Origin of the sequence: uncultured Roseovarius sp. (assembly GCF_963972555.1) — a bacterium.
Classification (GTDB): Bacteria; Pseudomonadota; Alphaproteobacteria; order Rhodobacterales; family Rhodobacteraceae; genus Roseovarius; species Roseovarius mucosus.
On the sequence record NZ_CAXAUM010000007.1, the window covers coordinates 116717 to 142370 of the forward strand.

The following is a 25654-nucleotide window of genomic DNA, read 5'->3' on the forward strand; positions in this document are numbered from 1 at the left end:
ATGGCAGAATTTCGCGCGGTTGAAACAGACGACGATCTGACCTTGCTAGACGCAGCCCTGCGCCAACTCAGCGCGGACTTGGGCGATGCCCATAGCGCCGGGCTGGACGCCTTGCGCACCGGGCTGACGGGCGCGATACCGGCGGCCTATGGTCTGCTCGCGCTGGAAGGGGATTTGATCGGTGCCGCCCTTTTTGGCCCGATGTTTTCCACTGTGCGCGGGGCGGCGGGCGTCTATGTCTCTGACCTCTGGGTCACCGAGGCGGCGCGTGGGCAGGGGTTGGGCCGCGCGCTGCTGTCTCAGGTGGCGCGCAGGGCGGGTATCCTCTGGCGGGCGGAATGGATGATGCTGGCGGTTTACGCCCACACCCCCGCCTCGCGCCGGTTCTACGAACGGCTCGGGTTCGAGGCCCAGGATAGCGTGACACAGATGCGCCTGCCCCAGGCAGCGATGCGCAGATTGATGGAAGAGGACAGATGAAGGCGATTTTTGACGCTCGGCAATGGCAACACGATCCCAAACATTTCATGGCCAACGGGGTGATCAAGCCTAGCCCCGAACAGCCTGAGCGTATCACCCGGCTGACCGAAGGCGCTACGGCGGCAGGCTGTGATTTCATCGCGCCTCAGGACGCGGGCCTTGGCCCTATCGCGGCGCTCCATTCGCCAGAGTATGTTACCTTTCTGCGCAACATCTATGCGCGGTGGCAGCATATCGACGGCGCGGGCGCAGAGGTGATCCCCAATATTCACCCCGCCAGTCGCAGCGACAATTACCCCAAGTCCGCCGTCGGCCAGGCAGGCTATCATCAGGCCGATACCGCCTGTCCCATCGGGGCGGGCACATGGGAGGCCGCCTATTGGTCGGCGCAAACCGCCGTCACAGGCGCGGATATGCTGGCCGCCGGAGAGCGGGCCGCCTATGCGCTCTGCCGTCCGCCGGGGCATCACGCCTTTGGCGATCTGGCGGGGGGGTTCTGCTTTCTCAACAACGCGGGCATTGCGGCAGAGCGGTTGCGCACAAGGGGGCTACGTGCCGCGATCCTCGATGTCGACGTGCATCACGGCAATGGCACCCAAGGCATTTTCTATGACCGCGACGACGTTCTGACCGTTTCGATTCACGCCGATCCAGCGCGGTTTTATCCGTTTTTCTGGGGCCATGGCGATGAGCGGGGCGTTGGGCGCGGCACTGGCTATAACCTCAACCTGCCGCTGGCACGCGGCACCGGCGATGACGCCTACCTCAAAACGCTCGACATCGCTCTGGAGCGGGTGGCGAATTTCGGGGCCGATGTGGTGGTCGTGGCGCTTGGTCTTGATGCCTATGAGGGCGATCCCTTTCAGGGGCTGGCCATCACCACGCCCGGATTTGGGCGCATCGGGGCGGCGATTGCCGGGCTGGGGCTGCCCACGCTCTTCGTCCAGGAAGGTGGGTATCTTTGTAAGGAATTGGGCGAGAACCTTACATCTGTCCTGACGGGATTTGAGGGGGCGTGAGCATGGCCGATGTGATCGTGATCGGCGGCGGCATCGCCGGGATCAGTGCGGCGGCAGAGCTTGCGCGCGGCGGTGCCGATGTCGTCGTCCTCGAAATGGAGCGGCAGATCGGCTATCACGCCACGGGTCGCTCCGCCGCCATCTTTATCCGCAACTACGGCAATGCCACGCTGCGCGCGCTCAACGCCGTGGCAGAGCCGATTTTCGAGCAGCCGGGCGAGATCAGCGACAAACCTCTGCTCAGCCCGCGCGGCGAGTTGATGGTCGCCTCCGAGGAGGAACTGCCGATCCTCGACGCCTATCTTGAAGGGTCGACCGGCATTGACCGTCTGAGCGGCAAGGAGGCCGCCGAGATCGTGCCAATCCTGCGTGCGGACCGCATTGCCGCTGCGATGATCGAGCGGAACGCACGGGGCATCGACGTGGACCTCTTGTTGCAAGGCTATGCGCGCCTGCTGCGGGCACGCGCTGGGCGGATCGAGACCGGTGCTGCGGTCAGCGGCCTGTCACAGTCCGCCGGGCTCTGGCATGTCGACACCGCGCAGGGGCCACATAGCGCGCCAATCGTTGTCAACGCGGCGGGTGGCTGGGCGGATGAGGTGGCCACCTTGGCCGGGGTGCCGCGTGCAGGGTTGCAACCCTACCGCCGTTCTGCTGCGATCATTCCAGCCCCCGAAGGCTATGAAACCGAGCATTGGCCGATCTTTGGCTCTATCGCCGAGACATGGTATGCCAAACCCGAGGCGGGCAAACTGATGGTCTCTCCCGCCGACGAGGATCCGGTTGCCCCCCATGACGCCTGGGCTGATGACATGGTTCTGGCCGAGGGGCTGCATCGGTTCGAGCAGGCCGTCACCGTGCCTGTGACACGGGTCGAGCATAGCTGGGCCGGTCTGCGCACCTTTGCGCCGGATCGAACGCCGGTGGTGGGGTTTGATCCACAGGCAGAGGGGTTTTTCTGGCTGGCCGGACAGGGCGGCTACGGCGTTCAGACGGCACCTGCGCTGTCACGGCTGACGGCAGCGCTGATTGCGGGGGGTGTGCCGGATGTGCCGGATCACGTGCTGGCGGCCATGGCACCGGGGCGGTTCGGACCGGCGTGAGAGGGCGCGTGACGGCCCGTTACCCCTGCGCCTTGGCCTTGATCGACGCGAATTTGCTCAGGAGGTGATCCTTCATCAGCTTGCCGCAACGCTCTGCGTCCCGCGTGCGCAGCGCCTCGATGATGGCCTCATGCTCTTCGACCGCCGCGCGCCAGCGTTCGGGCGTGAGATTGGCCTGATAGCGCGCGCGCTGCACCCGGAAGGCCAGCAATTCATGCGTGCGCAACAGCGTTTCATTCCCCGCCGCTGCCAAAATCGCCTTGTGGATGGCCTGATTGATCCGAAAATAGGTCGGGCGATCCGCCTCTTCATAGGTACGGCGCAAGGCTGCCGTCATCTCCTCGATGTCCTGCACGGTCTCTGCGTCGGCCTGCATCGTGGCCAGTTCCCCCGCCAGCCCCTCGAGGGCGGCTAGCACGCAAAAGACCTCGGACAATTCCGCCTCGCTCTGGCGGGTGATGACCGCACCGCGATGCGGGATGAGATCCAGCAGGCCCTCGGCCGCCAACACCTTGAGCGCCTCGCGCAGCGGTGTGCGCGACACGCCGAATTGCTCGGTCAGCGCCTTTTCGTTGATCTTCTCTCCCGGCTGCAATTGCCCTTCGAGAATCATCTGGCGCAGGCGGTTGGCGATCTCGACAGCCAGCGCGGTGCGGCCAATCGGATCGGATTTGAGGGCAGTCATCGGGGCCTCCGGACCGGGGTTATCCATCGTTGCGGCCCTCCCTTACAGCATTTTCCGACGCCCTGTCGAAGATTTCCGCGATATGCAGCGCGCGGCGGCCGGCACCGTCGGCAATCTGGTGACGGCAAGAGGTGCCATTGGCGATCAAGAGATCGTCCGGCGCGGCGGCACGCACCGCAGGCAAGAGCGACAGTTCCCCCATCTTGCGTGAGACCTCGATGGTTTCGACCTGATAGCCAAAGGCACCGGCCATGCCGCAACAACTGCTTTCGATGGTCTTGGGGTCGAGGCCGGGGATCAGACCCAGCGCCTGCCCCATATCACCCATCACCCCGGCGGCTTTCTGATGGCAATGTCCATGCACATGCGCGGTCTGACCCAGAGCTCCAAGCGGCAGGTCAAGCCGCCCGGCGCGCGCCTCGCGGGACATGAATTCCTCGAAGAGATAGGCGTTTTCCGACAAGAGGCGCGCGTCCTCTCCCGGCAAGAGCGTCAGAAACTCATCGCGCAGGGTCAAGAGGCACGAGGGCTCCAGCCCCACCACCGGCACGCCCGCGCGGATATGCGGCAAGAGCGCATCGAGCGTGCGCTGCGCCTCGGCGCGGGCCTTGTCGATCATGCCCGCCGCCAGATATGTCCGCCCGCAGCAGAGCGGGCGACCGGGGGCATTGGCGGTGATCACCTCATAACCGGCGCGCGTCAACACCCGGAGCGCGGCGCGGGGAATTTCCGGCTCCATCCAACGGTTGAACGTGTCGGTGAAGAGGATAATCTTGCCCCCCTTGGTCGATGGGCGGGCGCGCTTGACCTCCGAGTCCTTGAAGAAATCACCGCGAAAGAGCGGCAGGGATCGCGCAGCGGCAAACCCGGTGAGGCGTTCGCTCAGCGCGGCCAGCAGCGGCACGCGATTGCGCAGGGCGATCAGACCACGCAGCGCCACGGCGATCCGCGCATAGCGGGGCATCTCGGCGATCAGCCGCGCACGCAGGCCGAAGCCCAGCTTTTGCCCGCGTTGATAGAGGACCTCGGTCTTCATCTTGGCCATGTCCACGCCGGTCGGGCATTCGCGCTTGCACGCCTTGCAGCCGACGCAAAGCTTCATCGTTTCAGCCATCTCGTCCGAGAACAGCGCGTTCTGGCCAAGACGCCCCGACAGTGCCAGCCGCAGCGTATTGGCGCGGCCCCGCGTTACGTCGCGCTCATCACGTGTGACACGATAACTCGGGCACATCGCCCCGCCCGCCAGCTTGCGACAGGCGCCGTTGTTGTTGCACATCTCGACCGCGCCTTGAAACCCGCCGCCTTTACCGGTCCATTCGGACCAGTCATGCCCGGTCTTGAGATCGGCGAAGTCATAGCCCGGCGGATAGCGCATCAGGCTGCGGTCATCCATTTTCGGCGCATGCACGATCTTGCCGGGGTTGAGGCGGGTATCGGGATCAAAGGCCGCCTTGACCTCTTCGAACGCCTTGAGGATTTTTGGGCCGAACATTGCGCCGTGAAACTCGGACCGCACGATACCGTCGCCATGCTCGCCGGAGTGCGAGCCTTTGTATTCCCGCACCATGGCAAAGGCCGCCTCGGCAATCTCGCGCATCTTGCGCACGTCCTGCTCGAGCTTGAGGTTGAGAACCGGGCGCACATGAAGACAGCCCTCGGAGGCGTGGGCATACCATGTGCCGGTGGTGCCGTGGCTATGAAAAACCTCTGTAAGCCGATCGGTGTAATCGGCCAGATGCTCGAGCGGCACGGCGCAATCCTCGACGAAAGACACAGGCTTGCCCGCCTCTTTCATCGACATCATGATGTTGAGCCCAGCCTTGCGCAATTCGCCGATCTCTGCGGCAAGGGCCATATCCCAGACCTCGACCACGCCGCCCTCATGGGCACCCCCCGCGCCAAAGCCATAGCCAAGGTCCGACATCGTATCGGCCAGACGGCGCATGTTTTCTTCGTTCTCGGGGGGGGTGTCGGCGAATTCGACCAAGAGCATCGCAGCAGGCGCGCCGCGCACGAATTGCTCCAGCGTTTTGGCATAGATCGGGATCGCGCGGGCGAGGTCGATCATGGTGCTGTCCACCAGTTCGACCGAGGTGGGGCCAAGCGCCACCAGCGGCTTGGCCGCTTCCATCGCAGCGCGGAAACTGGGGAAATGGCAGACGCCCAGAACCCGGGTTTTAGAGGGCAGCGGCGAGAGCCTGATCTCGATGGCGGTGGATGTGGCCAGCGTCCCTTCGGACCCGATCAACAGATGGGCGAGGTTGATCGGCGTGTCACCGGGCACAAGCGCGTCGATGTTGTAGCCGCCCACCCGACGCTGCACCTTGGGAAAGCGCGCGGCGATCTCGCGGGCCTCACGCGCGCCAAGGTCGAGCATTTGCCGCAAGAGCGTTTCCGGCACGCGATTGCCGGAACCGGGACCGAAATCGAACGGCGTGCCGTCGGCCAGAAAACCCTCGATCCTGTCCACGTTGTCGCGTGTCGTGCCATAGCGCAAAGAGCGGGAGCCACAGGAATTGTTGCCGACCATGCCCCCGATCGTGGCGCGCGAGGCGGTCGAGACATCGACAGGGAACCACAGGCCATGCGGTTTGAGTGCGCGGTTGAGATCATCCAGAACGATCCCCGGCTCGACCACCGCACGCCGTCCCGCGACATCCAGTTCCAGAATGCGGTTCAGGTATTTCGAGCAGTCGACTATGAGTCCGGAATTTACGGTCTGCCCGCATTGCGACGTGCCGCCGCCGCGCATCGTCAGCGGCACACCCGCCTCTCGCGCCGCGTCCAATGCGGCCAGAACATCCTCTGGTGCCTTGGCCAGAATCACCCCCGCAGGCATGATCTGATAGATCGAGGCATCCGTCGCATAGCGCCCTCGCGAAAAGGTATCGAACCGTGTTTCGCCCTGCACCTCGCGGCTGAGGCGCTGTTGAATTGTGCTGTCCAGCATGGGTTCCGATCCGGTCGATGGTCTGAGTTTGGTCTTGACAGAATATTGAATTCAGAATTCAATTCAACAGAATTCACCTTGATCCGAGTCCGTTACCAAAGCGGGCAACCGGACAAGGACGCACTGTCTGGGAGGAATGACAATGACCGCTGGCCGCCACTTTCTGCAAATCCCCGGACCTTCAAATGTGCCGGATCGCATCCTGCGGGCCATGGATTACCCCACGATGGACCACCGTGGTCCCGCCTTTGCCGATGTCGGGCGCAAGGCGCTGGAGGGCATGAAAAGCATCTTCAAGACCGAAAGCCGCGTGGTGATCTACCCCTCCTCCGGCACGGGGGCGTGGGAGGCGGCGCTGGTCAATACGCTCTCACCCGGCGATACGGTGCTGATGTATGAGACGGGGCATTTCGCGACCCTCTGGCAGAAACTGGCCCTGAAGCTGGGGCTGAACCCTGTCTTTATCGACAGCGATTGGCGCGCCGGGGCCGATGACGCAAAAATCGAAGAGCATCTGCGCGCCGACAAGGGCCACGAGATCAAGGCTGTCTGCGTCGTGCACAACGAGACCTCGACCGGCTCTGTGACCGACGTGGCCGCCGTGCGCCGCGCGATGGATGCCGTGGGTCACCCGGCGCTCTTGATGGTCGATACGATTTCCTCGCTCGCCTCGGTCGATTACCGGCATGATGAATGGGGCGTCGACGTCACGGTGTCCGGCTCGCAAAAGGGTCTGATGCTGCCGCCGGGCCTGTCGTTCAACGCGGTCAGCGCAAAGGCGATGAAGGTTTCGGAAACCGCCGGTCTCAAACGCTCTTACTGGAGTTGGGCGGAAATGGCGGACCCCAATGACACCGGCTATTTCCCCTACACCCCCGCGACCAACCTGCTCTATGGCCTCAACGAGGCGATCGACATGTTGCATGAAGAGGGTCTCGACAATGTATTTGCCCGGCACAAGCGGCATGGGGCGGCGGCGCGCGCGGCGGTCGAGGCCTGGGGGCTTGAAGTGCTGTGCAAGAAAGCCACGGACCGCTCGCCGGTGCTGACCGCCGTGATGATGCCCGAGGGACATTCCGCTGACAATTTCCGCGCTGTGACCTTGCGTAACTATGATATGTCTCTGGGCAATGGCCTGTCCAAGGTGGCGGACAAGGTTTTCCGCATCGGGCATTTGGGGGATTTCAACGACCTCATGCTGATCGGCACCCTTGCGGGTGTGGAAATGGGCCTGCGCGATGCAGGCGTTCCGCACCGGGCCGGGGGCGTGCAGGCGGCTATGGATCTTTTGGGTCAGAAATTTGACAGCGCCCGCGCTGCGGCCTGATTGTATCGCTCCGGGCCGGAGGAGGAGCCTGCGCGGACTGCATGTCACGATTTCACAACAAGGAAAGACCGAGGTGCGGCTGAAACCGCGCACACATGAAAACCAAGGGAGGAAGACAATGAAAAAAGCAATACTCGCATCCGTGGTGGCGTCCTTTGTGGCGGTGCCGGCAATTGCGGCAGACGTTACCATGCGCTTTGGCCATGTGGGCGAACCGGGGTCCCTTTTCGAGGCGACCGCCAACCACTTTGCCGCCTGCGTGGGTGAGAAATCCGGTGGCAAGGCCGAGGTTCAGACCTTTGGCTCGTCGCAGTTGGGCAATGACAAGGAACTGCTGCAAAAGCTCAAGCTGGGTCAGGTCGATTTCGCGCTGCCCTCGTCGGTGATGTCCTCGGTCGATGGCCTCTTTGGCGTGTTCGAGATGCCCTATATCATCAAGGATCGCGACCACATGCGCCGCGTTCAGGGCGCGATGATGGACACGTTCCAGACCGCCGCCAACAACAACGGCTATCACATTGTCGGTCTGGCCGAGAACGGGTTCCGCCACATCACCAACAACATCCGCCCGATCAACGTGCCCGAGGATCTCAAGGGCATCAAGCTGCGCACACCCAACGGGGAATGGCGCGTGAAGATGTTCCAGCAATATGGCGCCAACCCGACGCCGATGGCCTTTTCCGACGTGTTCACCGCGTTGCAGACCGGCGTGATGGACGGGCAGGAAAACCCCTATACCCAGATCGCCACGGCCAAGTTCCAGGAGGTGCAGAAGTATCTCTCGATCACCGGCCATGTCTATACGCCTGCGTATATTCTCTCCTCGAAGAAGGGCTATGACGGGCAGCCCGAAGATGTGCGCGCCGTGCTGTCCGAGTGCGCCGCCGACACGCAGACCTTTACCTACGAGACCGCCATCAAGATGGAAGGCGAGTTGCTTGACGTGATCAAGGCCGCCGGGGTCGAGGTCAACGAGGCAGACAAGGAAGCGTTCATCGCTGCCTCCAAGCCGGTTTACGACGCGTTCGCCGATCAGGTCGAGGGCGGACAAGAGCTGATCGACTCTGTCCTCGCGCTTGGCAACGCAAGCTGATCCGATCCCCGTGACGGTCCCTGACAGGGGCCGTCACAACCTAGCCTGACAGGATTTCGCGGATCTAATCCGGCACGACCATGCCGGTCCCTCTCTTGCACCGGAACGCTGCGCATATGACCTCTCTCCTCACCCAAACCAACCGGATCGCAAGCCGCCTGCTTGAATGGTTCACTGTTCTTTTGATGGTCGGTCTCACAATCGTCGTGATCGTTGCCGTTATTGCCCGGCTCATGGGCCAGAGCTTTTCCTGGTATGACGAGGTGGCCGCGATCATGCTGGCATGGATCACCTATTACGGCTCCGCGCTTGCAGCGCTGCATCGGCGGCATATCGGCTTTGACTCGGTGCTACTGGCATTCCCTGTTCGCTACCGGATGATCGCGGTTTTGGTGGGCGAGGCATTGGTTTTGCTCTTTTTCGTGCTGATGGCGCGCGCCGGATTTCAGGTGCTCGAGGTGCTCGAGGGAGATACGCTCACCTCGCTCACATGGGTGCCGGTGCAACTGACACAATCGGTGATCCCCATCGGGGCCATTCTCTTTATCATCTGCCAATTGCTCAGCCTGCCGAATTACTGGGTTCAGACGTCGCGCGGAGTCTCTCTCGAACATGCCGAGATCGAAGAAGAGGTCGAAACCGAACTCGCCAAGAACAAGGAGCGCGTGTGATGCTGATGTTAGGTATTTTCGCGGCCCTCGTGGCGATGATCTGCATCAACGTGCCCATTGCCATCGGGCTTGCACTTGCCGGCGTGCTTGGTCTGCTCGTGACGGAAGGGCCAAGCAGCCTAGTGACCATCGCCCTTGATATGTATAGCGGGTCCACAAAATTCTCGCTCATCGCAATTCCGATGTTCGTGTTGGCGGGGGCCATCATGAACGCGGGCGGGATCACCGACCGGCTGATCAACTTTGTCACCGCCATCATCGGGTTTGTGCGTGGCGGATTGGCCATGGTCAACATCGGCGTGTCACTATTCTTTGCGGAAATCTCGGGCTCTGCCGTGGCGGATGTGGCTGCGATGGGATCGATCCTCATTCCGCAGATGAAAAAGCGCGGCTATTCCAAGGAACTCTCGGCCGCAGTTACCTCGTCCTCGGCGTCGCTTGCGATCATCATCCCGCCGTCGATCCCGATGATCCTCTATGCGGCCTCGTCAAATACCTCGGTCGAGCAACTGTTTGTCGCAGGCGTTGTGCCGGGCCTCTTGGGCGCTGCGGGCCTTATGTTCGTGGCCTATGTCTTTGCCCGCCGCTACAACCTGCCGACGGAAGAGGCGTTCAACATTCCGCGCCTGCGCGAGACCTTCATTGACGCGCTGCCCGCGTTCCTTTTGCCGATCATCATTCTGGGCGGTATCTTTGGCGGCTATGTCACCGCGACCGAAGCGGCAGGTCTTGCCGTGATCGCGGCCATCATCGTGTCGGCGTGGTATCGTCAGATTGATATCAAACATCTGCGCCGCGCCATGCTGGACGGGGGGATGCAAACCGCTGTCGTCATGTTGCTGGTTGCGGCTTCGGTGCTGATGGGCGGGTTCCTGACCCGTGCTCAGATCCCGCAGCATCTGGCACAGGGCATACTCGACATCACCGATCAGCAGTGGATGATCCTGCTCATTCTCAATGTATTCTTCCTTGTGATCGGTTTCTTCCTGCATTCCGCTGCTGCGATCATCCTAGTGATTCCCATCGTGATGCCGCTCATTACGGCGGCGGGCATCGACCCCGTGCATTTCGGTCTTGTGGTCACGCTCAACCTTGCCATCGGACAACAGACGCCGCCCGTGGCCTCGGTGCTGATCACCGCCTGCGCGGTGGCGCGGGCGAATATCTGGGAGGTATCCAAGGTCAATATCTGGTTCATCATGGTTCTTTTGGCGGTGCTTATGCTGTGCACCTATGTGCCCTCGGTGCCACTCTTCCTCGTCGAATATTTCTACCGCTAGGGGGGTGCAGATGACCGAGATTCTGTCAGAGGTTCGGGGCCATACGCTCTGGATCACCTTCAACCGCCCCGAGGCGCGCAACGCGCTGACGTTTCAAATGTATGAAGGTCTGGCAACCCTCTGCCGCGAGGTGCCGACCGACGGAAGTGTCCGCGCCGTGGTGATCCATGGCGCGGGGGGCAAGGCCTTTGCCGCAGGCACCGACATGACGCAGTTCCGGGCCTTTGACAAACCGCAGGACGCGCTCGATTACGAGGCCCGGATCGAGCGAGTTCTGGAGGCGGTCGAACGCTGTCCGCTGCCCACGGTCGCCGCGATCAATGGGGCCTGCACGGGGGGCGGTGCAGCGATTGCCGGGGTTTGTGACATCCGCATCGCCGCGACCAATCTCAAGTTCGGCTTTCCCATTGCCCGCACCCTTGGCAACTGTCTGGCCGCTGCCAATCTGGCGCGTCTGTCCTCCCTGATGGGGGCGGGGCGGGTGCGCGAGATGATCTTTACCGCCCGCCTGATTGGTGCCGAAGAGGCGCGGGGCTGTGGCCTTATCTCCGAAGTGCTCGCGGATGAAACAGCGCTGATGGCCCGTGCCGAGGAATTGGCCGACACGCTGGCGCAAATGGCCCCTTTGACCCTGCGTGCCACCAAAGAAGCGATGCGCCGCGTCAGCACAGCCACACGTGTCGAAGACGCCGACCTGATCGAGATGTGCTACATGAGCCGCGATTTCCGTCATGGGATCGAGGCCTTTCTCGCCAAGCAGAAACCAGACTGGAGCGGCACATGAGCGGCACAGGCCCCCTTGCGGGGATGAAGGTGATCGAGCTTGCGCATATCATGGCCGGTCCGGTCTGTGGTCTCATGCTGGCCGATATGGGCGCGGATGTGATCAAGGTGGAAAAGCCCGATGGCGACGACAGCCGCCGTTTTGTGCCGCCCGCGATCGAGGGCGAATCCGCCGCCTACATGATGATGAACCGCAACAAGCGGGGGCTTGCTCTCAATCTCAAGGACCCGGAGGCGGTTCAGGTCTTGCACCGCCTGCTGAAAGAGGCCGACGTGGTGATCGAGAATTACCGCATGGGCACGATGGAGCGGTTAGGCCTTGGCTATGACGACCTGCGCGCGATCAATCCGCGCCTGATCTACTGCGAGATTTCAGGCTTTGGCCGTACGGGTCCGTATGCAGAGCGCGGCGGCTTTGACCTGATTGCCCAAGGCATGTCCGGGCTCATGTCGATCACCGGTGAGGGGCCGGGGAGACCGCCCGTCAAGACCGGCGCACCGGTTTCGGACATCACGGCAGGGATCGTGGCGGCGATGGGCGTTTCGGCCGCCTATGCGCGCATGTTGCAAACCGGGCAGGGGCAGAAGGTGGATACATCGCTATTCGAGGCGGCCATCACCCAGACCTATTGGCAATCCGCGATCGCCTTTGCCACTGGCGTGGCCCCTGGCCCGATGGGATCGGCGCATCCCCTCAATGGCCCCTATCAGGCATTCCAGACTGCCGATGGCTGGATCAATGTGGGGGCCGCCAATCAGCGCAACTGGTTGCGGTTTCTCGATGTGATTGGTGCGCCTGAGCTCAACGATGATCCGCGCTTTGCCTCGAACCATGACCGGATGCAGCACCTCAAGGATCTCGAAGAGATCCTGAACGATCACCTGCGCCACGAAACCTCTGAGGTGTGGTTGGCGCGGATGGAACGTGCGGGGCTGCCCGCCGGTCCGGTGCTCGACATTCTGCAAATGCAGGCCGATCCACAGGCGCATGCGCGCGACATGATTGTCGAGGTGGATCATCCCGTGGCGGGCGCGGTCAAGACACTCGGCCACCCGGTCAAGTTCAGCGAGACCCCCGCCAGCATCCGCAGCGCCGCGCCGCTGCTTGGCCAGCACAGCCGCGAAGTGCTGCGCGAGGCAGGGTATGACGCGGGGCAAATCGAGGCGATGATTGCCTCTGGCGCGGTGATCGCGGCATGACCGATCCCTTGGCAACGGCGCTCTTGCTGGCGCGAAACGGTGGCCCCAAACTACCCGCTACCGCTGGCGAGGGGCTGACGCGCGACCGCGTGTTTGCGGTGCAAGAAGAGGTGGCAGCAAAGCTGGGGCCGGTCGGCGGCTTCAAGGTCGCGCGCCCATTTGGCGCGCCGATCATCATTGCGCCGATCATGGCCCGTGACATTTACCAAAGCCCGGCCACGATCAAACTAGCAGCAGGCGAGGAGGCGGGCGTCGAACTCGAATACGCGTTTCGTCTGATCGCGCCCCTGCCCGATCCGGACGCCCCCGATTTTGAGGACCAGTTGCGCCACGCTGTCGAGCTCTTGCCCGTCTTTGAACTGGTTCAGAGCCGGCTTGCCGATCCCAAGGGCGCTAATGCCGCGCTCAAGATGCTGGACAATCAACTCAACGGCGCTGTGGTGCTGGGCGCGCCTTGCGCCGACTGGCACGCCATCGACGTCACCCGCGCCGAGGCGCATCTGACCCTTGGGGTCGATACCCTGCTTGACGGCGACGCTGCGGTGCCCGGCGGCGATGCCTTTGCCACGCTCTGCGCGCTCGCGCGGGCCCTTGGGGACCATTGCGGCGGCTTGCACCCAGGCCAGGTGGTGATCACCGGATCGCTCAACGGGTTGCCATGGGTGCAAGCGCCCATCGTGGCGCAGGGTGACATCGCGGGCCTTGGCGGCGTCTCGATGACATTGGTGTGAGACCTCCGACTTTGGTCGTAGGGAATAGCGACAGCAAACCCTTGTCCCGCCCGGAAACTGCGATAGGGTCAGGACGTGCGAATGCAACGTAAACGATAGTTCGCATGAGCCGCGCGAAGGGGAGAGCGCGTTGGGTCAGCTTGACGAAGTCTAGGATCATGGCCCTGTCCGGGCCTCATGCATCGGACAGGCCAAACGGATTTTGAAACGGGAGGAACCAAATGAAACATCTGCTGTCATCCATCGCCACTCTGGCGCTCAGCGCCGGGCTTGCCCATGCGCAGGCCGCCAATGTGCCGGACAATCTGGAAAAACTGTCGAACTTCCAGTCGACCGGCGTGACTGACTTCACCTTTATCGAACAGGGCGGCGACTATGCCGAAGGGATCAAGAAAACGCTCGAGGGGATCAGCCTGCCCGACGGGTTCAAGATCGGCCTCTATGCCGTCGTACCCGATGCACGGCATATGGCCGTCGGCCCACAGGGCATCGTGACCTTTGTGGGCACGCGCAAGGACAAGGTCTGGTCCGTGACCGATCGCAACAAGGATCGTGTGGCGGATGAGGTCAAGGATTTTGCGCCCTCGCTGAAATTCTCGATCCCGAATGGCCCCTGCTTTTCCAAGGACGGGTTTCTCTATATCGCTGAGCAAAACCGCGTCCTTCTCTTTCCCGCCGCCGAGTTTTTTTACGAAAGCCCCGATGTGGCGGCCTTCAACCTTGTCGCCAAGGGGGATCTGATCCCCGAAGAGCAGGAGAGCTTTAACCACACGGCGCGGGTTTGCGACATTGGCCCGGATGGCAAGATCTATATCTCGCTCGGACAACCCTTCAACGTCGCCCCGAAAGAGAACCTTGAGATCAATACCAAATGGGGCATCGGCGGCATCATCCGCATGAACACCGATGGCACCGGCCGCGAGGTCTATACCTACGGCGTGCGCAATTCGGTGGGTCAGGATTTCCACCCCGAAACTGGCGAGCTGTGGTGGACCGACAATCAGGTCGACGGCATGGGCGATGACATCCCGCCGGGCGAGTTGAACCGTCAGACCGAGGCAGGCCAGCATTTCGGCCATCCGTGGTATGGGGGCGGCTCGGTCCGCACCAATGAATACAAGAACGAAGAAGTGCCCGTCGAGGTGGTGATGCCCGCGGTCGAAACCGTGGCCCATGCCGCTGATCTTGGCATGACCTTCTACACCGGCAACATGTTCCCCGCCAAATACAAGAACGCCATCTTCTCGGCGCAGCACGGGTCGTGGAACCGGACAGAGCCGGTCGGCGCCCGCGTGATGGTGACGTTCATCGACAGCGAGGGCAACGCCACGATGGAACCCTTTGCCGAAGGCTGGATCGACGAGAACGGCGAATATCTGGGTCGCCCCGTCGATGTGGCGCAATTGCGCGATGGCTCGATCCTCGTGTCGGACGATCTCGCCGGGGCGATCTATCGCATCTGGTACGAGGGCAATTGATGCTCAAGGCGTTTATTCTGGGTCTGGGCGGGGTTTTCCTCGCCCAGATTGCTATGGCCGAGGGCGTGACCGGCGATCCAGAGGCGGGGCGCAAACTGGCCAGCCAGTGCCGCACCTGTCACGGCATCGAAGGCATGGCGAAAATGCCCATCGTTCCGCATATCGGCGGCGAAAATCCGGCCTATATCGAGCATCAACTGACCGCCTTTCGCGAGGGGCGGCGGGTGCATGAAATGATGAGCGTGGTCGCGGCCAACCTCTCGGATCAGGCGATTGCCGATCTGGCGATGTGGTATAGCAGCCAAACGCCGGTGGCGTCCCTTGCCCCAAGCCAGACCGCCGAGAACGCGCCAGAGGCCTGCACAGCCTGTCACGGTGCCGATGGGATCGCGTTGATCGAGGATGCCCCCAATCTGGCGGGCGAGACGGTGATGTATATCGACACGCAGCTCAAGGCATTCCGCACTGGCAAGCGCAAGCACGACATCATGAGCGGCATCGCCGCCGAGATGTCGAATGACGACATCCGCGCGGTGGCGGAATGGTATTCCTCTGTCCAGTTCAAGGTAGAACCGGCCCAATAACGAACTCGGAAAATGCGGACGGGCGCGCCTGATGGCGCGCCCGTTTCCTTCTTGCCTATGGACGGTCAGCCCTTTTTCAGCACCCGCTGCCCCAGCACTTCGGCAATCTGCACCGCATTGAGCGCAGCGCCTTTGCGGAGGTTGTCCGACACGCACCACAGGTTGATGCCGTTATCAATCGTCGGGTCCTGCCGAATGCGGCTTATGAAGGTGGCGTAATCGCCCACGCATTCTATCGGCGTCACGTAGCCGCCGTTCTCGCGCTTGTCGATCACCATGATGCCGGGGGATTCGCGCAGGATGTCGCGGGCTTCGGCCTCGTCCAGATGATCCTCGAACTCGATGTTGATCGCCTCGGAATGGCCGACAAAGACCGGCACCCGCACACAGGTGGCCGTGAGCTTGATCTTGGGGTCGAGGATTTTTTTGGTCTCGGCGACCATCTTCCACTCTTCCTTGGTCTGACCATCCTCAAGGAACACGTCGATATGGGGGATCACGTTGAACGCGATCTGCTTGGTGAACTTCTTGGCTGGTTTGTCATCGGTCGGGTTATAGACCGCCTTGGTCTGATCCCAGAGCTCGTCCATCCCCTCTTTGCCGGCACCCGACACCGATTGATAGGTCGAGACAACGACGCGCTTGATGCGCGCGCGATCATGCAGGGGCTTGAGCGCGACAACCATCTGCGCGGTGGAGCAGTTGGGGTTGGCGATGATGTTCTTCTTGGAATAACCCATGACCGCATCGGCATTCACCTCGGGCACGATCAGCGGCACATCGGGGTCATAGCGGTAGAGCGATGAGTTGTCGATCACGACACAGCCCGCCTTGGCCGCCTTGGGGGCATAGACCTTGGTCGCGTCCGAGCCGATGGCAAACAGCGCCATATCCCAACCGGTGAAATCGAACGTGTCCAGATCTTGGGTCTTCAGAGTTCGGTCGCCAAAGCTGACTTCGGTGCCCAGAGAACGGCGCGACGCAAGCGCGGCGATCTCATCCACCGGAAACTCGCGCTCTGCGAGGATGTTCAGCATTTCGCGGCCCACGTTGCCCGTGGCACCTGCGACGACAATCTTGTAACCCATGTGTGTCTGCCTCCATAGTGGGGGGTTGCGGTCCGGGTCATACAGGGATTGCGGCCAATGTGAAAGGGGCCGCGCTCAAGCCATACTGTCACGACTCCACAGATAGGTCACAAGACCAGCCAAAAGCGCAAAGCCAAACAGGGCGAAAATCGCAATGTAACCTGCCAATGCGCTCGGTGCCGCTGCGTGCAATGGCCCAGAGGCAAACTGCGCCACTCCCACCCCGCCAATGCCAAACAGATTGAGCAGCGTCACGCCCCGCCCCGCAAGGTGGGCCGGAAAGAACGCACGCCCATGCGCGATCAGCACCGGGAATGTGGACCCGGCAAGCCCAATCACCGCCAAAAGTGCAATTGACAGCCCGAGACTACGATCCGGCCAGAGCATCAGCGCAAAGATGGCCGCCATACAGATCACATTGCCGGTAAAGATCACCCATTTGCGCGAATTGAACAGCCGGTCAAGCGGACCATAGGCAAAGGTGCCCGCGATCATCGCCACCCCCATCACCAGTGTCGCCTGTCCAACCTGACCGGTATCAAGACCAAAGACATCGCGCAGGTAGGGCCCGGCCCAGAGACCCCGCAACGCCGCCGCAGGCGCATAGGCTACGAACATCAACGGCAGGATGGCCCAGATCGCGGGCATCTTGAGCAAATCAAGAAGTGAGCCGCGCGTGTCCCCTCCGACCGCCTCGGGATCGCGCACCAGCACCAGAATACCCAGCGCTGCCGCAACCGACACCGCCGCCAAGCCCCAGAGGGCCGCGCGCCAGCCGATTGTCTCCGCAGCCCAAGCCATCGGATAGGACGCCACCAGATTGCCGAATGACCCGACCCCAAGCATGAGCGCCGCCAGCGTGGCAAACCGTGCCGCCGAGAATTGCCGCGCGAAAATGTAATAAGAGGCCATCAAGACCGGCGAACACCCCGCCCCGATCAACGCCATTGCCAGATTGATATGCAACGGGCTGCTCGCCAGAGCAAAGAGCGCCGCGCCGCCGCCGCCGCCCAACAGCAGCAAAACCGCCGCCGTGCGCCGTGGCCCCACCCGGTCGAGCGCCCAACCCACCGGCAATTGCATCAACGCGAATGTCGCGAACATCAAACCCGAGGCGGTCGCCAGATCATCCGGCGTGGCCCCTACATCCAGCGCCAAGGGACCGCTCAGAACCGCCAGGAAGGCGCGAAAAAACTGGCTGAGCACATAGGCAAGGCACAGCAGGATCAGGCCGGCGCGCATGGGATGTCCTTGTCGATCAGGGTTCAGGATTGATCAGGGTTTAGGCCGCGCCGCGTGCGATCAACACATCGACATGCGCCGCCACACTCTCGGCCAGCGCATAGAGATTATAGCCGCCCTCTAGACAACTGACCAATTTCCCGCCGCAAAGCTCATCCGCCAGATCACAGAGCCGCTCTGTCACCCAAGCGAAATCATCGGTCTCCAGCATCAGATCGGCCAGAGGATCATCGCGATGCGCATCGAATCCGGCAGACACCAGGATCAAATCCGGCTTGAACGCCCGCACGCGCGGAAACACCTTGTCCTCATATTCCCGACGAAACACCGTCCCGCCCGAGCGCGGTGGCAAAGGCACATTCAGGATCGTGTCATGCGGCCCGGTTTCATGGGCCGCCCCGGTACCGGGCCATAGCGGATATTGATGCGAAGAGGCAAAGAAGGCGCGGGGCTCGTCCTCTAGCAGATCCTGAGTGCCATTGCCGTGATGCACGTCGAAATCCACCACCGCCACACGCTTCAACCCGTGGTGATCCAGCGCAAACTTGGCCGCGACCGCCACATTGCCAAAGAGGCAAAACCCCATCGTCGTCTCGCGCTCGGCATGATGCCCGGGTGGACGGGTCGCGACAAAGGCATTGCTGGCCTCACCCGAGAGCACCAGATCAACGGCGCGCACAGCGCCGCCCGCCGCGCGATGCGCCGCCGCCAGCGTGCCAGGCGACATCCAGGTATCGGCATCAAGCTGCACCCGCCCCGAGGCGGGCGAGGCGGCCCGGATCGCCTCGACATGGCTCTTGGGATGCACCCGCAAAAGGTCGTCCTCGGCCACCAGCGGTGCCTTGACGAGGATCACATCCTTGCCCTCCAACGCCTCCAGAATACGTTCCAGACGCGCCACCTGTTCGGGATGACCTTCGGGTGTTTCATGGCCCAAGCAGTCGGGGTGGGTGATCAGGGCTGTGGTCATGGCGCTCCTCCGTCATTACGATGAAAAGAGCCTGAATTGCAGGGCTTGTCCAGTGCAGCCTTGTGGGCGGCTTGACCGCGTGCCAGTCTGGCAGACATGGAAGGAGATGCAGTCTCAGTGACTCAGGACATCGTGCTTGCCGTTTGGGGGCAGGCCGAATTGTTTCTGTGGAGCATGCTGCGACCCTGGAATGCCTATCAGCTGGGCATCCTGCTTGCCCTGTTCTTCGCGGCATATCTGCTTGAACGCCTCCTGGGACCGGCCTGCCGCGAATGGATGCGGCAACGCGAAGGCTGGCCGAAATGGCGCATGCGGCTGCTTGTCATGCTGCACCGGCGCTTGCGTCTTATCTTTTTCGTGATGCTGATCTGGCCGGTGTGCTGGATCATGCGTGAAGTGACATGGCCTAGCCGCTCTTATCTGCTGGCGATCGCCGGAGAATTGGCACTTGCCTGGCTGGTGATCGCCATTGTCACGCGGTTGATTGGCAATAGCCTGCTGCGCAGCCTTGTGCGCTACGCAGGCTGGACTTGGGTCACGCTCAGCATTCTCAATCTCACCCATGAGGCACAAGCGCTGTTGGACAGCGCCGCAATAGACGTGGGTGAGACACGATTCTCGCTCTGGCTGGTTGTGCAGGCGGTGATCGTGATCGGCGCGCTCATCGTTGTGGCACGCTTTACCGCAAAGGTGACAAGCGCACGGGTCCGCAGCAACGAAGATCTCTCCCCCTCGATGCAAGTGCTGGTGGTTAAATTCATGCAGGTGCTGCTCTATGGTGCCGCATTCTTCATTGGCTTACGCACCGTCGGGGTGGACCTCACAGGGCTTGCCGTGCTGTCAGGCGCGATTGGCGTGGGCCTCGGCTTTGGTCTGCAAAAGGTGGTTTCGAATCTGGTCTCTGGGATCATTATCCTTCTCGATAAGTCGATCAAACCCGGCGACGTCATCAGCCTGGGCGAAACCTTCGGCTGGATCAACAGCTTGGGTGCCCGTTATGTCTCGATCACAACGCGAGATGGGCGCGAATACCTCATCCCGAACGAGGATCTGATCACCGGACAAGTGGTCAACTGGTCCCATTCCAACGATTTTGTGCGCCTCGACATCTACTTTGGCACAGCCTATGGCGATGATCCCCATAAAGTGCGCAGGATCGCAGTCGAAGCCGCCATGAGCGTTGGCCGCGTCCTGAACGAGAGACCCCCGGTTTGCCACATCGTTGGCTTTGGTGACAGCAGCGTGGATTATATCCTGAGATTCTGGATCAGAGATCCCACTCAAGGCCTGACCAACATTCGCGGCAATGTCTATCTGGCGCTCTGGGATGCGTTTCAAGAGCATGGCATTTCAATCCCCTTCCCGCAACGCGAGGTGAGAATGCTGGGGGACGAGCCCGGTAACGAACCACAGATCGGGTAAATTTGCAGCACATTCCCGCGCCTTGGTGCAATAGGATGCGGCGGTTTATTGAAAAGTCATGCATCTCTTGCTACTTTGATATCATTCCTAGCACCGGGGCCTGCGGTGCGCAGCAAAGGAGGACGATGTCCTGTCTTTTACGACATATGCGGCCAGTGCCGCTGACCAGGGGGCAATCGCGATGATGCCCACCATGACCGCAGATAGCGAAACGCAGCTTGCGGCGATCCTGACCTCTCTTGACGATGACAAGGCCGAAGATGTCGTGCAGATCGACCTGCGCGGCAAAACGGCGATGTGCGACTATATGGTGATCTGCTCAGGACGGTCTTCGCGGCAGGTTTCAGCCATTGCAGAGAAGCTGATGGATCGGCTCAAGCAGGATATGGGGATTGTGGCCCGCACCGAGGGCAAGGAAACCGGAGACTGGGTGCTGATCGACACGGGCGATGTGGTCGTCCATGTGTTCCGTCCCGAGGTGCGCGATTTCTATCAGCTTGAGAAGATGTGGCTGCCTTCCGGGCAGACGGCAGCGTCTCAGGTCTGAATGCGGGTTCACATCTGCGCGGTGGGCCGGTTGCGGACCGGCCCGGAACGTGCGCTGTTCGACGATTATCTCACCCGGTTCGACCGAACGGGGCGCGCGCATGGTCTCGGCCCTGCGACCCTGCACGAGGTCGAGGATAAGAAGGGCGGCGGGATGACAGCCGAGGCCGCGTTGCTAGACCGTGTGATTCCCCAAGGCGCGCTGCTCGCCGTGCTCGATGAACGCGGCAAACAGATCACATCTCCTGAATTTGCCGAGACTTTGGCCGGATGGCGGGATTCCAGACGCGGTGATCTCGCTTTGGTGATCGGTGGCGCCGATGGCATAGCGCCGGATTTGCGCGCGCGCGCCAATTTTGCGCTGTCCTTTGGCCGGATGGTCTGGCCGCATATGCTCGTCCGGGTGATGGTTGCCGAACAACTCTATCGTGCCGCCTCGATCCTTGCGGGCAGCCCTTATCACCGGATGTGACAGGGCGAGAGGCGCGTTGGGCCCTCGCCCTCTTCGGTTTATTTTTTTAGCGCGTCACGGATTTCCATCAGGATATCCAGCTCCGACGGGCCGGGATCAGCGGCGGGGGCCTCTACCTTGGGCTTGGCTGTGGCATCCTTGGCGCGATTGACCAACTTGACCAGAATGAACACCACCCAGGCGATGATGAGAAAGTTGATCACAGCCATGATGAACCGCCCATAGGCGAACACCGCAGCGCCCGCCTCTTCTGCGGCGGCGATCGAGGCATACTCGCCCGAGCCCAGCACAATATAAAGCCCAGAGAAATCAATACCGCCCAAGAACAGGCTGATGATGGGGTTGATGAGATCGGCAACGAGCGAGCCGACAATCGCCGTGAAAGCCGCCCCGATTATGATACCGACGGCCATGTCCATGACATTGCCTTTAGCGATGAAGTCCTTGAATTCCTGAATCATTTCCGTCCCTTTTCATAACTGTCACACAGGGCCCTTTTCGCGCACCCGAGCAGGGATCTAGCATATTCCCGAAAATGTTTGCGAAAATTCCTTTGCACGGCATGGGGAAATAGCTCTGATCTCTCCCCGCGGGCGGGTAACGCAGAGGGCTCAGGCCATGCGTCAGAACCGCTCGAGCAAGCGCTTGAGATAGTCGAGTTCGACATCCGGGCGCTCTCCTTCCCCCGAGCGCTTACGGATTTCATCCAGCAACTCGCGTGCGCGGCGATAGACGTCCTCACCCTGCAGGAGATTGTCTTGTGTGCCCACCTGTCTGCCCTGGCCCGCTTCGCGTCCCAAAGGATCGGCTTGCGCCTGCCCTGGCTGACCTTCGGCATCGCCCTGCCCACCGGGATTCTGTTGCTCGGCCATCGCCTCGCCCATATTACGCATCCCTTCGCGTAGAGCCTCCATCGCCTCGGCCTGATTGTCGATGGCCCCGGCCAGATCATCGTTGCGCAGCGCCTCTTCGGCCCCTTCCATGGCACGGCCCGCACGCTCCAAGGCATCTCGCGCAGCCTCTCCGGCCTCTCCGCCGAGTTGCGGCAAACCCTGTCTCTGCCGCTCCAGTTCGCGACGCAGCGCCTCTTGCCGCTCAGCCAATGACCCGTCGGCACCTTGACCGTCCTCGGCCTGTTGCTGACCTTCGCCGCCTTGGCCCTGCTGCTCGCCGCCCTGGCCACCCTGACCTTGTTGACCGTCATGGCTCTCGCCGCGCCCCTCGCCACCGCTGCGGCCTTCGTTGTTCTGCGACTGGCCCGATTGCGCGCCGGGATTGAACTGTTCCTGCAAATCGCGGAATGCCTGATCCGACAGGCCCTGCTGTTCGCGCAGGGTTTCGGCCAACCCTTCCATCGCCTGTTCGCCGGGCGATTGCCCCTGCTGGCCCTGCCCTTGGGTGACCTGCATGTTCTCCATCATCTGCTGAAACTCTTCGAGCGCCTGCTGCGCCTCGGCATAGCGGCCCTGTTCCATCAGTTCCTGAATGCGGTCCATCATGTCCTGCAGATCCTGTTGGTTCATCTGCATCATGTTTTCAGCGCTGCGCTGATTGCTCTCTTCGGGATTCTCACGCTCGGCTTGTTGCATTTTCTGGCGCAGATAATCCTGCGTGGCGTCGCGCAAATCCTGCATCAGCCGCGCGATTTCTTCCTCGCTGGCGCCATTTTTCATCGCCTCGCTCAGGCGCTCTTGCGCGGCGCGCATCCGCTCCAGCGCATCGCCCAGATCCCCATCCTCAAGCAAGACACCCAGATCCCAGAGAGCCTGCGCAATCTCGTCACGCTCGGCCTCGTCCAACCCGTCGCGCGCCGTCATCGCCTCGAGTTGACGAATGATGACCCGCAAACGCAAATAGGCCTTTTCCGAGCGGAATAGCCGATCCTCGGGCTTGTAGGACACAGCCCGCAACACCTGCGCGACGCGCGGTGCGTTCTGCCGCGACCACAAGAGATCGCGCCGCTGCTCGATCACCGCCGCCGCCATCGGATCAAAGAACCGCCGCGCGGGCAGGGCCATCTCGAATGGCTCGGACAGCCCCTGTTGCCCTGCCGCATCCTCGACCTGCAGCCGTAGCGTTACGGGCAAATGCGCCCAAGGATGCTCCGAGAGGTTCTCGACCAGCGTTTCGGTGAATTCGGTCCTATCCCCGGCCAAGGGCATCGGCAGATCAAGACGGATCGCCGCGCGCGGCTCTGGCTCGATGGCCAGACCGTGCCGCCGATCCACCCGCGCGAGATCAAGCTCAAAGACGGCCCCACCGCTCACCACGCCGTAATCATCGCGCGCGGCAAAGGGCTGGCTCATCTGCCCGTCAAAGGCGGTGCGCGCCTCGCGCTCCACCACCTCGACCGAGGGGGCAATATCGGCGAGGGCCTGAACCGTCCATGCCCGGCCACCCGGCCCATCAATGCGCAATTCTCCGCTGCGCGCGACCTGAAATTGCTGCTCCGGGTCTGTGCTTGCGGCCTCCGCGCCCTTGGCCGATAGGGTTTCTGCCAGGCTGAGCGCGCCCACTTCGCCGTAGAACCGCAGGGTGATCCGGCTGCCTTCGGGCACTTCGATCACTGCACCCTGATCGGCCAGATAGAGGCTCGGGAGACCTGTGTAGGCGGGCGGCTCTATCCAGCCTTCCCATGTCGGACCAGCGGCCAGCGCCGCCGCACCGCCGCCCGGCACCAATTGCGCCACCGATCCCGCACGCCAGACAGAGCCGAAGAGAAGCGCCACGACGAGCCCGAGAAGCGCAATATAACGCAACCCGAAGGGATCCTGCCGCGACAGGCGCAAATCCGGCTCGACCGCGCGCGCCTGAGCCGCCCGCGCCGCCATCCGCGCCTGATGTGCCCGCCAGAGCGCCGCAGATCCGGCATCGCCCGCGCCGATCGCCTGCACATCACCAAGAGCCGCCAGCGGCCGGCCCGGCATCGCGTCATCGAGCCGCGCCAGTGCCTCGGCCCGACGTGGAAACCGGAACCGGGCCAGGCCCAGAATGCCAAAGGCGAGGACCGCGAGCACGCCCAGCATGCCCGCGCCCCAGACCACCTCGACCGCGGCCATATCCTGAAGCCCCAGCATGAGCGCCGCCGCACCTGCCGCAATCACGCTCCAGACCGGCCAAAAGGCACGCACCAGACGCTCTGCAATCAATCCCGCCCATGTCAGCAGGAGCGGACGCCGCAAGCGCGCGCTCAGCACTTTCAGGGGGTTTTCGCTCGCAGCCATGCGCGGCACCTCATCCCGGCCCCGCGCGCCCATCGCGTCAGAGCCATTCAGGGATGGTATCGCGATTTATCATTTCGTCAAAGGTCGGTCTGCCCCGGATCACGGCAAAGTCACGCCCATGCACCAGGACTTCGGGCACCAGAGGCCGCGTGTTATACTCGCTCGACATCACCGCGCCGTAAGCGCCGGCGCTACGGAACGCCACCAGATCGCCCTCGGCCAGCGGCGGCAGCATCCGCCCCTTGGCAAAGGTATCGCCCGATTCGCAAACCGGGCCGACCACATCATAGGGCTGCTGTTCGACGCCCGGCGCTGCCTCGACCAGCGGCACGATGTCGTGATGCGCGTCATACATGGCAGGGCGGATGAGGTCATTCATCGCGGCATCGAGGATCAGGAAATCCCGCCCCTCGCCGGATTTCACATAGATCACCCGGCTGACCAGAATCCCGGCATTGCCAGCAATCAACCGCCCCGGCTCGATTTCGATCTCGCAGCCCAGATGCCCCAGAACCTCGCGGATCAGCGCACCGTATTCGGTGGGCAAGGGCGGCGCCTCGTTCGAGCGGGTATAGGGAATGCCCAGGCCGCCCCCCAGATCAAGACGGCGAATGTCATGACCATCGGCGCGCAGCACCTGCGTCAGTTCCGCAACCTTTTCATAGGCAAGGCGGAAAGGCGCCAACTCGGTCAGCTGACTGCCGATGTGCACGTCAATCCCGATCACCTCCAGCCCCGGCAGGCTGGCCGCCTGCGCATAGACTTCGCGCGCTCGGGCAATCGGAATGCCAAACTTGTTCTCGCTCTTGCCGGTGGCGATCTTGGCATGGGTCTTGGCGTCCACATCGGGATTGACGCGAATGGTGATCGGCGCGCGAACGCCCAATTCCAGCGCCACGGCGTTGAGCGCCACCATTTCCGGCTCGCTCTCGACGTTGAATTGCCGGATACCTCCGATGAGCGCCTGCCGCATCTCGTCCCGCGTCTTGCCCACGCCCGAGAACACGATCCGTTCGCCCGGCACGCCCGCCGCCTTGGCACGCGCGTATTCCCCGCCCGAAACCACATCCATGCCGGCGCCCAAAGCCGCCAGCGTCTTGAGAATGGCCTGATTGCTCGCGGCTTTCATGGCGTAACAGACCAGATGATCCATGCCCGCCAGCGCCTCGTCAAACAGGCGGAAATGCCGGGTCAGCGTCGCGGTGGAATAGCAATAGAAGGGTGTGCCGACCGTTTCGGCGATCTCCGAGAGCGACACGTCTTCGGCGTGCAGCACGCCATCATGATAGAGAAAGTGATCCACGCG

Annotated in this window: 23 protein-coding genes; 15 read left to right on the forward strand and 8 right to left on the reverse strand. The window is 62.3% G+C overall.

All coding sequences use genetic code 11. The features are described 5' to 3' along the window. Genes AACZ65_RS09135 through AACZ65_RS09145 form a run of 3 tightly spaced genes read left to right on the forward strand, consistent with a single transcriptional unit; the run spans window position 1 to window position 2602 of the window. Window positions 1–480, forward strand: a complete 480-nt coding sequence (locus AACZ65_RS09135) for a GNAT family N-acetyltransferase (protein WP_339670095.1) — start codon at window positions 1–3, stop codon at window positions 478–480. Beyond that, window positions 477–1499, forward strand: coding sequence for a histone deacetylase family protein (locus tag AACZ65_RS09140; protein ID WP_339670097.1), 1023 nt, complete (start codon window positions 477–479; stop codon window positions 1497–1499). The genes AACZ65_RS09135 and AACZ65_RS09140 overlap by 4 nt, the downstream gene beginning before the upstream one ends. Window positions 1500–1501: 2 nt before the next feature. Further along, the gene (locus AACZ65_RS09145; protein WP_339670099.1) at window positions 1502–2602 is read left to right on the forward strand and encodes an FAD-binding oxidoreductase; all 1101 of its coding nucleotides are present in this window, start codon (window positions 1502–1504) and stop codon (window positions 2600–2602) included. A 19-nt stretch (window positions 2603–2621) separates the two neighbouring features. On the opposite strand, the gene AACZ65_RS09150 is transcribed toward AACZ65_RS09145, so the two are convergent. Next, a complete protein-coding gene (locus AACZ65_RS09150; RefSeq protein ID WP_339670101.1) occupies window positions 2622–3287 on the reverse strand; it encodes a GntR family transcriptional regulator in 666 nt (221 codons plus the stop codon). Between the two features lie 19 nt (window positions 3288–3306). After that, window positions 3307–6237, reverse strand: a complete 2931-nt coding sequence (locus AACZ65_RS09155) for an FAD-binding and (Fe-S)-binding domain-containing protein (RefSeq protein WP_339670103.1) — start codon at window positions 6235–6237, stop codon at window positions 3307–3309. Between the two features lie 142 nt (window positions 6238–6379). Here AACZ65_RS09155 and AACZ65_RS09160 point away from each other — a divergent pair, with 142 nt between their 5' ends. From AACZ65_RS09160 to AACZ65_RS09200, 9 genes are all read left to right on the forward strand, one after another. Next, entirely contained in the window at window positions 6380–7564 is a 1185-nt protein-coding gene (locus AACZ65_RS09160; RefSeq protein ID WP_339670105.1) for an aminotransferase class V-fold PLP-dependent enzyme, read from the forward strand. Window positions 7565–7682: 118 nt separating this feature from the next. Further along, entirely contained in the window at window positions 7683–8657 is a 975-nt protein-coding gene (locus AACZ65_RS09165; protein WP_339670107.1) for a TRAP transporter substrate-binding protein, read from the forward strand. Between the two features lie 80 nt (window positions 8658–8737). After that, complete coding sequence (locus AACZ65_RS09170) at window positions 8738–9328, forward strand: TRAP transporter small permease subunit (RefSeq protein ID WP_339670109.1); 591 nt, start codon at window positions 8738–8740, stop codon at window positions 9326–9328. After that, window positions 9328–10608, forward strand: a complete 1281-nt coding sequence (locus tag AACZ65_RS09175) for a TRAP transporter large permease (protein ID WP_339670112.1) — start codon at window positions 9328–9330, stop codon at window positions 10606–10608. Before AACZ65_RS09170 ends, AACZ65_RS09175 begins: the two co-directional genes overlap by 1 nt. A gap of 10 nt (window positions 10609–10618) precedes the next feature. Beyond that, on the forward strand, window positions 10619–11392 hold the full coding sequence (locus AACZ65_RS09180) for an enoyl-CoA hydratase/isomerase family protein (protein WP_339670114.1): 774 nt from the start codon (window positions 10619–10621) through the stop codon (window positions 11390–11392). Further along, the gene (locus AACZ65_RS09185) at window positions 11389–12591 is read left to right on the forward strand and encodes a CoA transferase (RefSeq protein WP_339670116.1); all 1203 of its coding nucleotides are present in this window, start codon (window positions 11389–11391) and stop codon (window positions 12589–12591) included. Before AACZ65_RS09180 ends, AACZ65_RS09185 begins: the two co-directional genes overlap by 4 nt. Next, entirely contained in the window at window positions 12588–13322 is a 735-nt protein-coding gene (locus AACZ65_RS09190; RefSeq protein WP_339670118.1) for a 2-keto-4-pentenoate hydratase, read from the forward strand. The genes AACZ65_RS09185 and AACZ65_RS09190 overlap by 4 nt, the downstream gene beginning before the upstream one ends. Window positions 13323–13543: 221 nt before the next feature. Further along, window positions 13544–14800, forward strand: coding sequence for a PQQ-dependent sugar dehydrogenase (locus AACZ65_RS09195; protein WP_339670120.1), 1257 nt, complete (start codon window positions 13544–13546; stop codon window positions 14798–14800). Further along, a complete protein-coding gene (locus AACZ65_RS09200) occupies window positions 14800–15384 on the forward strand; it encodes a c-type cytochrome (protein WP_339670122.1) in 585 nt (194 codons plus the stop codon). Before AACZ65_RS09195 ends, AACZ65_RS09200 begins: the two co-directional genes overlap by 1 nt. Before the next feature lie 65 nt (window positions 15385–15449). Here the strand turns inward: AACZ65_RS09200 and AACZ65_RS09205 are convergent, their stop codons facing one another. The 3 genes from AACZ65_RS09205 to AACZ65_RS09215 form a co-directional block, all read right to left on the reverse strand. Next, window positions 15450–16472 (reverse strand): aspartate-semialdehyde dehydrogenase, encoded by a 1023-nt coding sequence (locus tag AACZ65_RS09205; RefSeq protein ID WP_339670123.1) that lies wholly within the window; start codon window positions 16470–16472, stop codon window positions 15450–15452. Between the two features lie 75 nt (window positions 16473–16547). Beyond that, window positions 16548–17714 carry an MFS transporter gene (locus tag AACZ65_RS09210; RefSeq protein WP_339670124.1) on the reverse strand — a complete coding sequence of 389 codons (1167 nt, stop codon included), beginning with the start codon at window positions 17712–17714 and terminating at the stop codon, window positions 16548–16550. Between the two features lie 40 nt (window positions 17715–17754). Next, window positions 17755–18684: a histone deacetylase family protein gene (locus tag AACZ65_RS09215; protein WP_339670126.1), complete on the reverse strand. Its 930-nt coding sequence runs from the start codon at window positions 18682–18684 to the stop codon at window positions 17755–17757. A 96-nt stretch (window positions 18685–18780) separates the two neighbouring features. On the opposite strand from AACZ65_RS09215, the gene AACZ65_RS09220 reads away from it, so the two are divergent. The 3 genes from AACZ65_RS09220 to rlmH all read left to right on the forward strand — a co-directional run bounded on the left by AACZ65_RS09220 (window position 18781) and on the right by rlmH (window position 21124). Then, entirely contained in the window at window positions 18781–20106 is a 1326-nt protein-coding gene (locus AACZ65_RS09220) for a mechanosensitive ion channel domain-containing protein (protein ID WP_339670127.1), read from the forward strand. 181 nt (window positions 20107–20287) lie between these two features. Next, window positions 20288–20653 (forward strand): ribosome silencing factor, encoded by a 366-nt coding sequence (gene rsfS / locus AACZ65_RS09225; RefSeq protein WP_339670129.1) that lies wholly within the window; start codon window positions 20288–20290, stop codon window positions 20651–20653. After that, window positions 20654–21124 (forward strand): 23S rRNA (pseudouridine(1915)-N(3))-methyltransferase RlmH, encoded by a 471-nt coding sequence (gene rlmH / locus AACZ65_RS09230; protein WP_339670130.1) that lies wholly within the window; start codon window positions 20654–20656, stop codon window positions 21122–21124. A gap of 38 nt (window positions 21125–21162) precedes the next feature. Here rlmH and mscL read toward each other — a convergent pair whose 3' ends face one another. The 3 genes from mscL to lysA form a co-directional block, all read right to left on the reverse strand. Beyond that, window positions 21163–21585, reverse strand: coding sequence for a large conductance mechanosensitive channel protein MscL (mscL, locus tag AACZ65_RS09235; RefSeq protein WP_339670132.1), 423 nt, complete (start codon window positions 21583–21585; stop codon window positions 21163–21165). 162 nt (window positions 21586–21747) lie between these two features. Beyond that, window positions 21748–24348 carry a TIGR02302 family protein gene (locus tag AACZ65_RS09240; protein WP_339670134.1) on the reverse strand — a complete coding sequence of 867 codons (2601 nt, stop codon included), beginning with the start codon at window positions 24346–24348 and terminating at the stop codon, window positions 21748–21750. A 37-nt stretch (window positions 24349–24385) separates the two neighbouring features. Then, window positions 24386–25651 (reverse strand): diaminopimelate decarboxylase, encoded by a 1266-nt coding sequence (lysA, locus tag AACZ65_RS09245; protein ID WP_339670136.1) that lies wholly within the window; start codon window positions 25649–25651, stop codon window positions 24386–24388. Between the last annotated feature and the right edge of the window lie 3 nt (window positions 25652–25654).